The sequence below is a fragment of the Hydrogenophaga electricum genome, from assembly GCF_030160815.1.
GTDB classification, from domain to species: domain Bacteria; phylum Pseudomonadota; class Gammaproteobacteria; order Burkholderiales; family Burkholderiaceae_C; genus Hydrogenophaga; species Hydrogenophaga electricum.
This window is the reverse complement of record NZ_BSPB01000007.1, coordinates 133,470-143,922: the sequence shown is the minus strand read 5'-3', so window position 1 is coordinate 143,922 and position 10,453 is coordinate 133,470. Positions and strand designations below refer to the sequence as shown.

At 66.0% G+C, this 10,453-nt stretch carries 11 protein-coding genes; all 11 read right to left on the bottom strand.

Features of this window, described 5'->3' with window-relative positions:
• A partial coding sequence (gene trbL / locus QQK43_RS07110; RefSeq protein WP_284307199.1) for a P-type conjugative transfer protein TrbL occupies positions 1–908 on the bottom strand: 908 nt, incomplete at its 3' end.
• Between the two features lie 18 nt (positions 909–926).
• Entirely contained in the window at positions 927–1,700 is a 774-nt protein-coding gene (gene trbJ / locus QQK43_RS07105; RefSeq protein WP_057597166.1) for a P-type conjugative transfer protein TrbJ, read from the bottom strand.
• On the bottom strand, positions 1,697–4,144 hold the full coding sequence (trbE, locus tag QQK43_RS07100; protein WP_057598993.1) for a conjugal transfer protein TrbE: 2,448 nt from the start codon (positions 4,142–4,144) through the stop codon (positions 1,697–1,699). Before trbE ends, trbJ begins: the two co-directional genes overlap by 4 nt.
• A gap of 10 nt (positions 4,145–4,154) precedes the next feature.
• Complete coding sequence (locus tag QQK43_RS07095) at positions 4,155–4,439, bottom strand: VirB3 family type IV secretion system protein (RefSeq protein WP_057597555.1); 285 nt, start codon at positions 4,437–4,439, stop codon at positions 4,155–4,157.
• Positions 4,436–4,840: a TrbC/VirB2 family type IV secretion system protein gene (locus QQK43_RS07090; RefSeq protein WP_057597554.1), complete on the bottom strand. Its 405-nt coding sequence runs from the start codon at positions 4,838–4,840 to the stop codon at positions 4,436–4,438. The genes QQK43_RS07095 and QQK43_RS07090 overlap by 4 nt, the downstream gene beginning before the upstream one ends.
• The gene (gene trbB, locus QQK43_RS07085) at positions 4,837–5,880 is read right to left on the bottom strand and encodes a P-type conjugative transfer ATPase TrbB (protein WP_057597553.1); all 1,044 of its coding nucleotides are present in this window, start codon (positions 5,878–5,880) and stop codon (positions 4,837–4,839) included. The genes QQK43_RS07090 and trbB overlap by 4 nt, the downstream gene beginning before the upstream one ends.
• Positions 5,877–6,377: a CopG family transcriptional regulator gene (locus tag QQK43_RS07080; RefSeq protein ID WP_057597552.1), complete on the bottom strand. Its 501-nt coding sequence runs from the start codon at positions 6,375–6,377 to the stop codon at positions 5,877–5,879. Before QQK43_RS07080 ends, trbB begins: the two co-directional genes overlap by 4 nt.
• The gene (locus tag QQK43_RS07075) at positions 6,374–8,395 is read right to left on the bottom strand and encodes a conjugal transfer protein TraG (protein ID WP_057597551.1); all 2,022 of its coding nucleotides are present in this window, start codon (positions 8,393–8,395) and stop codon (positions 6,374–6,376) included. Before QQK43_RS07075 ends, QQK43_RS07080 begins: the two co-directional genes overlap by 4 nt.
• 244 nt (positions 8,396–8,639) lie before the next feature.
• Complete coding sequence (locus QQK43_RS07070) at positions 8,640–8,909, bottom strand: EexN family lipoprotein (protein ID WP_057598389.1); 270 nt, start codon at positions 8,907–8,909, stop codon at positions 8,640–8,642.
• Positions 8,906–9,838, bottom strand: coding sequence for a LysR family transcriptional regulator (locus tag QQK43_RS07065; protein WP_057597550.1), 933 nt, complete (start codon positions 9,836–9,838; stop codon positions 8,906–8,908). The genes QQK43_RS07070 and QQK43_RS07065 overlap by 4 nt, the downstream gene beginning before the upstream one ends.
• Positions 9,839–10,092: 254 nt before the next feature.
• Positions 10,093–10,338, bottom strand: coding sequence for a DUF2798 domain-containing protein (locus QQK43_RS07060; RefSeq protein WP_056277463.1), 246 nt, complete (start codon positions 10,336–10,338; stop codon positions 10,093–10,095).
• Positions 10,339–10,453 lie beyond the last annotated feature (115 nt).

Below are 10,453 nucleotides of genomic sequence, written 5' to 3'. Positions count from 1 at the left end.
GCGGCCACGGCCGCACCGGCACCCGCCACGGCAGCGCCTCCGGCCACCGCCAGACCCGTAGCGCCCAGCGCCGTTCCGGCTGCCGCGCCCGCGCCCAGTTGCGGCGCGCCGGACACCAGACCGGTCGCGATGCCAGGCCCGAAGATGCCCAGGCCGAGCAATGAAAGCGAGGCCAGCATCACCACCAGCGCGTGGTCGATGGAGGGCTCTGCTGGTGCCGTCTGGAACTGGGCGAACAACCCCGTGCCGATGCCCACGATCACCGCGAGCACCAGCACCTTGATGCCCGATGACACCACGTTGCCCAGCACCTTCTCGGCCAGGAAGGTGGTCTTGTTCCACAAGGCAAAGGGCACCAGTACGAAGCCGGCCAGCGTCGTCAGCTTGAACTCCAGCAGCGTCACGAAGAGCTGCACGGCCAGCACGAAGAAGCTAACGATCACCGTGAGCCAGGCCAGGAACAGCACCACGATGGGTGCGATGTTGATGAACACCTCCGGAAAGCCGGACAGGTCGCTGATCTGCTGCAGGATGGGGGCCGCCGCATCGATGCCGGCCTTGGCCAGATGGCCCGGCTGCAGGAAGGTGGCCAGGCTCATGCCCGAGCCACTGGCCTGCAGGCCCAGGCCAGCGAACGAGCGGAACACGATGCCCGACAGGCTGTTGAAGTTGCCGATGATGTAGGCGAAGGCACCCACATAAAGCACCTTGCGGATCAGCTTCGCCATCACGTCCTCGCCCTGGCCGGTGGCATGGCCCATGGCCCAGAACAGGCCGGCCAAGGTCATGTCGATGGCCACCAGCGTGGCGGTGAGGAAGGCGACCTCGCCGTTCAGCAACCCGAAACCCGAGTCGATGTAGGTGGAGAACGTGTTCAGGAAGCGGTCGATGACGGCGACGTCGTCCATGGCAGGGCTCCCGGTGGTTCAGTGGCCGTAGAAGCTCACACCCTGCGGCGTGTAGCCCGTGCCACTGCCGATGAAGCGGCGCGTCACCTCACGGCCACGCTCGATGGCGGCGGCCTGCCGGGCCAGTTCCAGCGAGGCGGCGCGGTCCTGCGTCAGCATCAGCTGCTGCGACTGGATGGACTGCTTGGCCTGCAGGGCCAGCAACTGGTTGGTGGCCTGCATGGCCTGCAGCGCTCCGGTGGCCGACTGGCTCTGGCTGACCAGGTCGGCCAGCACGCCTTCGTCCAGGCTCAGGTTCTGCGACACCTGTGCCTGCATCTGCATGGCGGTCTGCAGGCCGTTGAGCGTGTTCTTCCAGCGCTGGCGCGCGTCCTGGAACATCTGGTTGCCGCTCACGGTGGCGGCGTACTGCTCGGGGTAGAGGCGGGCGAACTCGGCGTCGAGGTTCGACACCTGGTAGGTCAGGCCCTGGGCCTGCGCGATCAGCTGCCGCGTCGTGTCCAGCGTCGAGCGCAGGCGGTTGACCACGTTGAACGGCAGACTCGCCAGGTTGCGCGCCTGGTTGATCAGCATCTGCGCCTCGTTCTGCAGCTGGCGGATCTGGTTGTTGATCTGCTCCAGCGTGCGCGCGGCGGTCATGGTGTTCTGCACCAGGTTGACCGGATCCAGCACGATGTCGCCCACGCCGAAGAGTGCGTACGCGGGCTGCATGGCGCCCAGCGTCAGCGCGGCGGCGGTGGCCAGCGCGGTCAGGCGGGTCTTGAGGGCGCGGTTGGGGAACTGAAAGCTCATGGCGTTTCTCCTGAAGGTCGGGCATGCCCGGGTTGGTGGTGGGGGTGTTGGTGAAAGAGATCGGCCGCCCAGGCGAGGCCACGGCGGTGCAGCCAGGCCGGCGCGAAGCCGTCGGGCGGGTTTGAAGCCAGCACCTCGTCGATCAGCCGTTGATCCTGCGGTGTGGAGGCCCCGGCGAAAGCCAGGGCCACAGGTCCGAGGTCCAGGTCGAACAGGCGGTTGCCCAGCCTCGACTGGTAGTAGTAGTCGCGCTTGGGCACGGCGGTGGCCACGATCTCGATCTGCCGGCGGTTTAGGCCGAAGGCCTCGTAGATTGATCGCACCTGTGGTTCGGTGGCCTGCGGGTTGGGCAGGAAGATGCGGCTCGCGCAGCTCTCCACGATGGCCGGCGCGATGCTCGATCCCTGGATGTCGGCCAGGCTTTGCGTGGCGAACAGCACCGACACGTTTTTCTTGCGCAGCGTCTTGAGCCACTGGCGGATGCGCGCCGCGAACACCGGGTCGTCCAGGAACAGCCAGGACTCGTCCAGCATCAGCAGGGTGGGGGCACCATCGAAGCGTGCCTCGAAGCGTGCGAACAGGTAGCCCAGCACTGCCATCACCGCCGCGCGACTGCCCATCAGCTCTTCCATCTCGAAGCACTGCACGTCGGCCGTGCCTAGCCGGTCTTGGTCGGCATCCAGCAGCTTGCCGTGCGCGCCGCCCAGCACGTAGGGTGCGAGCGCCTGGCGCAGCGCGTTGGACTGCAGCAGCACCGACAGACCGGTGAGCGTGCGCTGCTCGCGCGGCGCGCCGGCCAGACTGCCCAGTGCCGACCAGATCGCGGCCTTCTCTTCCGGTCCGACGGCCACGCCTTCGTGCACCAGCCGGCCTTCGACCCACTCGGCGGCCCAGCTGCGGTAGCCCTCCTGGTCGATGCCGGCCAGCGGCTGGAACGCGATGTCGCCGTCGCTGCCCAGGTCGTAGTGCTCGCCGCCCAGACCCAGCACCGTGGCGCGCATGGAACGGCCCATGTCGAACGCGAAGATGCGCGAACCGGGGTAGCGCCGGAACTGCAGGGCCAGCAAAGCCAGCAGCACCGACTTGCCCATGCCGGTTGGTCCCACCACCAGGGTGTGGCCCACGTCACCTACGTGGGTCACCAGCCGGAACGGCGTGGAGCCTTCGGTGCGGGTCACGACCAGCGGCGGACCGTCCAGGTGCCGGTTGCGCTCCGGACCGGCCCACACGGCCGACACCGGCATCAGGTGCGCCAGGTTCAGCGTCGAGACGATGGGCTGGCGCACATTGGCGTAGGCGTTGCCCGGGATCGACGACAGCCAGGCCTCCACCGCGTTCAGCGTCTCCGGGATGGTGACGAAGCCGCGGCCCTGGATCAGGCGCTCGGCCATGCGCAGCTTCTCGTCGGCAGCGGTCACGTCGGTGTCGAGCACCGTGACGGTTGCCGTCAGGTAACCGAAGGCCACCTGGTCGCTGCCGAGCTCCTGCAGGGCTGCGTCGGCGTCCGCGGCCTTGTTGTCTGCGTCGGTGTCCACCAGCGGCGACTCCTGCTGGAACAGCGTCTCGCGCAGCAGGGCCAGCACGTTCTTGCGCTTGGCAAACCACTGCCGGCGCAGTCGGCCCAGTTCCTTCTCGGCCTCTGCCTTGTCCATGCACAGGAAGCGCGTGGACCAGCGGTAGGCGAAGCCGAGCCGGTTCAGGTCGTCCAGCACGCCGGGCCAGGTGGACGTGGGAAACCCGCGCACCGTGGCCACCCGCAGATGCGCGTCACCCAGCATGGGCGCCAGACCGCCGAGCAGGGGTGCATCGACCAGCAGCGCATCCAGGTGGAACGGGACCTCGGGCACGGCTACCGGGTAAGTGCGTGGCGACACCGTGGTGTGCAGATAGGCCAGCGTGTCCGCGTCCTGCAGCCAGGCGATCTCGGGCATCACGCCGTCGAGCAGGTCGAACACACGGTCGGTCTCGGCGATGAAGGCGGCCAGCCGTTCGCGCCAGTCCACCCCGGTGCTGGAGCGGTTTTCGTAGAGCAGGTTGGCGGCCCGTGCGCGCGATTCCTCGGGCGGCAGGTACTGCAGCGTGAAGTGGTAGCGGCTCTCGAAGTGGCTGGCCGATTCCTCGAACGCCGCGCGCCGTTCTTCATCCACCAGCCAAGACAGGGCTTCAGGGAACTCCGAGCGCGGGTAGTCGGCGGCTAGTCGGCGCTCGGCGTCCACGTACAGCGCCCAGCCGGACCCTAGACGGCGCAGCGCGTTGTTCAGGCGCGCGGTGGTGGCCACCAGCTCGCCCTGCGTGGCACTGTCCAGGTCCGGCCCTCGAAAGCGTGCGGTGCGCTGGAACGAGCCGTCCTTGTTCAGCACCACGCCGGGCGCTACCAGTCCGGCCCAAGGCAGCCAGTCGGCCAGCAGGGCGGGGCGTTGCCGGTACTCGGAGAGGTTGAGCATGGCGTCGTCCTCACACGTCCAGCAGAGGCTTGTGCTTCAGGTGCCGGGCAAACACCGCCATGAACTGCGGATCGGCCCGTGCGCCCCAGACCGCCAGCGAATGGCCCACGATCCACAGCACGGCACCCGGAATCCACAGCTGCAGCCCCAGGCCCACGGCGGCGGCCAGCGTGCCGTTGGCAATGGCCACGGTGCGCGGCGCGCCGCCCATCAGGATGGGCTCGGTCAGCGAGCGGTGCAGCGGAATCTCGAAGCCGCTGGCCAGAGAGGTCGCGTGCTCGGCACCGCCGCTCATACGAGCGCCCCGCCCGAGAAGCTGAAGAAGCTCAGGAAGAAGGAGGAGGCCGCGAAAGCGATCGACAGACCGAAGACGATCTGGATCAACTTCCGAAAACCGCCAGAGGTGTCACCGAAGGCCAGGGCCAGGCCGGTGGCAATGATGATGATCACGGCGACGATGCGGGCCACCGGACCCTGGATCGAGTCCAGGATGGATTGCAGCGGCCCTTCCCAGGGCATGCTGGAGCCGGCCGCCTTGGCCGTGCCGGCCAGGCTCAGCATGACAGCGGCGGTGAGCAGCCCCTGGCGGGCGGGCTGCATCAGCCGGTTCAAGCGGTGCTGGCGGGCTGTTCGCGAGGACGCCAGCAGGCGGGTGAACGGTTGGGCAAAGGAGCGCAGTGCAGTCGAAGGGGTCATGAAAGATCTCCGGGTGGGGTTGAGGAAAGGGAGTCCGCCGCTGAGGGCGGGGAGGGCGTTGGCAGTTCTGGCAAGGGCTCGTTCACCGACACCAGGTGGTAGCCTGTGCTGTCGTGTCCGGTGACGTGGGCAATCGTCTCGATGCGGCGCTTGCGTCCGCGACCGGCGATGTAGACCACCACGTTGATCGCCTCGGCGATCAGGGCGCGCGGCGGGTTCACCGCGACCTCCAGGATCAGCTGCTCCACCCTCAGTAACGCTCCGAGTGCGGAGCCGGCATGAATGGTGGCGATGCCGCCAGGGTGGCCGGTGCCCCAGACCTTGACCAGATCCAGCGCTTCGCCGCCCCGTACCTCGCCCACCACCACGCGGTCGGGTCGCAGCCGCATCGTGGCGCGTACAAGCTCGGTCATCGAGACCGCACCCGCGCGCGTGCGCAGCGGCACGTGGTCGCGCGCAGAACACTGCAGTTCGATCGTGTCTTCGAGCACCAGCACCCGGTCGCCGGTGCTAGCGATCTCGGCCAGCAGCGCGTTGGCCAGCGTGGTCTTGCCGGTGCTGGTGCCACCCGCGATCAGGATGTTCTGCCGCTCGTGCACGGCCCGACGCAGGAAATCGGCCTGCTCTGGGCTCATCATCCCGTCGGCCACGTAGCGGTCCAGCGGGATCACGCCCACGGCGCGCTTGCGCAGCGCGAAGGCCGGCCCCGGTGCCGCCGGCGGCAGCACACCCTCGAAGCGTTCACCCGTCTCGGGCAACTCGGCGGTGAGCAGCGGCTGGCCCCGGTGCACCTCGGCACCCACGTGGGCCGCCACCAGGCGAATGATGCGTTCACCATCGGCCGCCGACAGCGTCATGCCCGTCGGTGCTCGCCCGGTCGAGAGCCGGTCGATCCAGAGCGTGCCATCGGGGTTGAGCAGCACCTCCACCACATCCCGGTCTTCCAGCGCGGCCGCGATCACCGGCCCCATCGCCGTGCGCAGCATGCGGACACGGCGGTCGAGCGTGGTCTTTTCGGGGCTGGGTGGGAGGGCCGTCATGGGGTTGGGCCCTCGTTCGGTTGGGTCGAGTCCACGCTGTCAGTTGGCGCGGCTGCGGCCTCATCCAGTTGCCGGTTCAGGCCTTGCTCCTGTGGATGCAGCTCCTCAATCACGTCGCGCACCAGGCTGCGACCGCGCAGCAGGTGGCGGCTCAGTTGTTCGACGAACTGTTCGAAGCGCGCCTTGCCTTGTGCGCGGGCCGCATCCTGATGGCTTTCAGGCACCGGTGTGCTGACGGTCAGGTAGTAGCGGATGAACAGCGCCAGCGTCTCAATCTCGATGTTCTGGTCGCGCTCCAGCCGCTCGAACTGGCGCGAGAGACGGTCCAGCCGCTTGGCGATGGCGGCCTCCCGTTGGTCGCCCGAGTCCGGCGACAGCCACGAGGACAGCGCTGCTGCAACGATGGACGACTTGGAAACGCCCTTCTTGGCGGCCACCTCTTCGAGGCGGCGCGCGTGCTCGGGCGGGATGAACAGGTTCAGGCGGTACTGGCTCATAGTGCGATGCCGTCGTCGGGGTCGAGTGCGGCCAGGCGCGCCGCGCGCTGCGGGGCCGGGTCGATCTGGCGGGGGAGGGGCAGGGATGCGTCGTCGTCATCGAGCAGTGCCAGGTCATTGGTCAGTGCGTCGAGCGTGGGGCTGTGCGTCGCAATCTCCGTCAGTTCTGGCTGCAGGCGGGGACCGCCTTCGTCGGCATCTATGCCAGGCATGAAGGCTGTGTTGGATGCAGTAGGTGCCAACGGCGCGGCCAGTTCGCCCCAGTCGTCAGCCCGCACCGGTGGCGCATCGGGGTAGGGGCCCGCAATTAGGACGGGCGGCGGCAACACGCGGCGCTTGAAGTTCGCGTCGGCGTAGTAGCGCAGCTTGCGGGCCTTGACCGGTGGCGTGCTGGAGACCATCACCACCGCTTCGTCGGGTGGCAGCTGCATCACCTCGCCAGGCGTCAGCAGCGGGCGCGCCGTCTCCTGGCGCGAGACCATCAGGTGACCCAGCCAGGGCGCCAGCCGATGGCCGGCGTAGTTGCGCTGGGCGCGCAGCTCGGTGGCCGTGCCCAGTGTCTCGGAAATGCGCTTGGCCGTGCGTTCGTCGTTGGTGGCAAAGGTCACCCGCACGTGGCAGTTGTCCAGGATCGAGTGGTTCTGGCCGTAGGCCTTGTCGATCTGGTTCAGGCTCTGCGCGATCAGGAAGCTGCGGATGCCGTAGCCCGCCATGAAGGCCAGCGCGGTCTCGAAGAAGTCAAGACGACCCAGCGCCGGGAACTCGTCGAGCATCAGCAGCAGCTTGTGCCGTCGCGCGATGCCGTCGGAGCCATCCAGCGACTCGGTCAGCCGCCGTCCCACCTGATTCAGGATCAACCGGATCAACGGCTTGGTACGGCTGATGTCGGAGGGCGGCACCACCAGGTACAGCGACACCGGGTGCGCGGTCGAGATCAGGTCGGCAATGCGCCAGTCGCAGCGGGAGGTCACCTTGGCCACCGTCGGGTCGCGGTATAGACCCAGGAAGCTCATCGCGGTGGAGAGCACACCCGAGCGCTCGTTCTCACTCTTGTTGAGCACCTCGCGCGCGGCGGATGCGACGACGGGGTGCGGGCCACCGCCTTGCGCGTTCGCCAGGTGAGGCGTCGTCATCATCCGGTGCAGCGTCACCTCGAAAGGGCAGGCCGGATCGGACAGGAAGTTGGCCACGCCGCGCAGCGTCTTGTCTTCGCCCGCGTAGAGCACGTGCAGGATGGCCCCCACCAGCAGCGCGTGCGAAGTCTTCTCCCAATGATTGCGGCGCTCCAGTGCGCCCTCCGGGTCCACCAGGATGTCAGCGATGTTCTGCACGTCGCGCACTTCGTGTTCACCACGTCGAACCTCCAGCAGGGGGTTGTATGCGGCCGATCGCGCATCGGTGGGGTTGAACAGCAGGCAGTGCGAGAAGCGCGAGCGCCAGCCGGCCGTCAACTGCCAGTTCTCGCCCTTGATGTCGTGGATGACGGCCGAGCCGGGCCACGACAACAGCGTGGGCACCACCAGGCCGACGCCCTTGCCCGAACGTGTGGGCGCAAACGCCAGCACGTGTTCCGGCCCGTCATGGCGCAGGTAGTGCTCACCATGCTGGCCGAGGAACACTCCGCCGGGGCGGTTCAGGCCCGCCTGGCGCACGTCATCTGCCGTGGCCCAGCGGGCGGTTCCGTAGGTGGTGACCAGTCGCGACTGCCGCGAGCGCCAGACCGACATACCCACCGCCACGCCCACCGAGGCCAGGCCGCTGCCGCCTGCTATCGCGCCGCCCACGTCGAAGACATCGGGTGCGTAGGCGTCGAAGAAGAACCACCATTCGAAAAGGCGCCAGGGATGGTAGACCGGCGAGCCGAAGGCCTCGAACCACGGAGTGCCCAGACGCGCCTGATGGCCGAGTGCCGTAGCTGTCCACTGGGTTGCACCCCACACGCCGACCACGACGACGCCCAGAACCGCCGCGATCTGACCGTAGAGAACCCCCTGGTGGCTTTTGCCCTGAGCCTGCACCTTGACCTCCGATTCTGTGGCCCGCCATGCGGAGCCATGCGCGCGGCACGAAGGTGTGCCGCACGCATGAGCATCAAGGCTGGCTATCGGTGGGTCAAAGTCCGAAATCGACAGGCTCGCAACTCGGCCTGCAAGAATGCAAGTGGCAGCGTGCTGCCGCGTGTCATGGCTCCCTGAAACGATGCGCTTAGCACCGCTTCCATGCGCGAGATGAGTGCCACCGAGTGTGGCCACGAACGCAAGTTCAGAACTTGGGCGATTCCTTGGGTGGGTTGTACGGCACCTTGCCGTCCCCGAAAAATCGTCGCTTCGAGGCCTCGGCCACGCGGTCACAAAGTTCGTCGCCCAGTTTCGTGCGCTCGGTCTTGCACTGCTCTCTCAGCAGCTTCAACCGTTCTGGATCGGCCATAAACGATTCCAGCGAATCAGTGGGCTGCTGCTTGCCGCAGGCCGACAGAAGGAGGGTGGCCGAGGTAACTGCCAAGGCTGCTTTCCATTTGTGAAGCTTTTTCATGTCGTACTCCCTGGTGAAGTGTCCTGAGCATCATTGGCCGGCCGATCCGGCGCGTTTATGAGTGCTCTTTCTACGAAACGTCGCAAGGTCTCAGACGGGTCACCGATACGGTGGATCAGGTAGGTGGTCAGCAACGGTGTGCGGCCTGCCAATGGCCTGGTGACGATTTCTGGGTGGCTGCTGGTTGATACGTGTGCCTCTGTCGAAAAGCCCAACCCGTATCCCGCTGCCACTAGCGTCACCATGAGGTCGTGACTGGCGACTCGCTCAGCCACGATGGGCTCCATGTCAGTCGCGCGAAGTACCCGGTCCAGCTGGCGACAGCAGCCCTCGCAGACCTCAGGGTCGCACAGCACCAGTGGGTAGCGCAGGACCTCGTTCAGCGGCGGTTTCTCGTAGGCCAACAAGGGGTGACGCAAAGGCATCACCACCACTATCGTGTCGCTCCATGCCGGCACAGCAGACAGAGCCTCGCCGACATCCGTCCATTGGGAAAACCCCAAGTCATACAAGTCGGATTCGAGGCCCTTGATCTGCTGCGCCAGCGGAACCTCGTATAGGCGGATTTCCGTATCTGGCTCCTCTTCACGGCAACCCGATAGCAATGCAGTGAGACGGGCCTGCGAGATGTCTTCGGACAGCGCGATGCGCAACTGCCTCTGGTAACCGGCCGACACGGCCCGTACGCTGTCACGAGCCTGGGTCAGCGCAGCGAACACGCGTGGCACGTGATCCATGAAGACCTGACCAGAACGGGTCAGGCGCGTGCTGCGGGTGTTGCGGTCGAAGAGGCGGACCCCCAGCTCTTCTTCCAGTTCCTTGATCGCCCGCGAAAGTGGCGACTGTTCAATGTGAAGCTTCTCAGCGGCTCTGGCGAAGTGCAGTTCCTGAGCGACCGCCAAGAAGCACCGAAGGTGCCTCAGTTCCATTGTTTTCCCTGAATGTTTTCATTTTTCTCAAATGCCTGTTGCTCCGACAGTGATGTGGCCCACCAGAGGACTACATCAAACACGTCTGGTTTGAGTACGCAGCAGCCTCGCGGAAGTTCGCGTTCTTGGCGTCCTTGGGCCAAGCTGAGCGCACTACAACGGGACTGAATGCGCAGTCATCACGGTTGATGGCTGTCCTTTCTGATCGTGACCGCGTCTGAATTGGACAGTGCTCAGATGATGCCGAAGTCATTTCATGTGTCACCTGCGTTCGTGGCCACGGTCTTTGAGACGAGATAGAGGACCAGCGGACGTACCAAGACGACGCATGCGAAGGCCACTGGCATGGCGATTACGTAGGTACTCAGTACCCGTTGAATGAACTGGGTGTCAACTCCGGTGTTGATGGCCGTTAGCAGCAGACACATCATGAAGGCAATGATGGTTGCCATGTAGAACGCAAACGCGAGCGAACTGAATTTGTAAGGAAGCTTTCTCATGCTGTAGAGGGCCTTCGCCCTAGGTGGTTGCTGAGACAAAGAGACTGGCAGAGGCAGTGGTAAGGGATAACCCTTGAAAAAATACTTAGATATCGAAGTATACTTCAACGCAGTG

Bases quoted from the DNA above. Each gene is read 5' to 3' on its own strand.
- trbJ (WP_057597166.1), bottom strand. From the start codon at position 1,700: ATGAGCTTTCAGTTCCCCAACCGCGCCCTCAAGACCCGCCTGACCGCG.
- trbE (WP_057598993.1), bottom strand. From the start codon at position 4,144: ATGCTCAACCTCTCCGAGTACCGGCAACGCCCCGCCCTGCTGGCCGAC.
- QQK43_RS07095 (WP_057597555.1), bottom strand. From the start codon at position 4,439: ATGAGCGGCGGTGCCGAGCACGCGACCTCTCTGGCCAGCGGCTTCGAG.
- QQK43_RS07090 (WP_057597554.1), bottom strand. From the start codon at position 4,840: ATGACCCCTTCGACTGCACTGCGCTCCTTTGCCCAACCGTTCACCCGC.
- trbB (WP_057597553.1), bottom strand. From the start codon at position 5,880: ATGACGGCCCTCCCACCCAGCCCCGAAAAGACCACGCTCGACCGCCGT.
- QQK43_RS07080 (WP_057597552.1), bottom strand. From the start codon at position 6,377: ATGAGCCAGTACCGCCTGAACCTGTTCATCCCGCCCGAGCACGCGCGC.
- QQK43_RS07070 (WP_057598389.1), bottom strand. From the start codon at position 8,909: ATGAAAAAGCTTCACAAATGGAAAGCAGCCTTGGCAGTTACCTCGGCC.
- QQK43_RS07065 (WP_057597550.1), bottom strand. From the start codon at position 9,838: ATGGAACTGAGGCACCTTCGGTGCTTCTTGGCGGTCGCTCAGGAACTG.
- QQK43_RS07060 (WP_056277463.1), bottom strand. From the start codon at position 10,338: ATGAGAAAGCTTCCTTACAAATTCAGTTCGCTCGCGTTTGCGTTCTAC.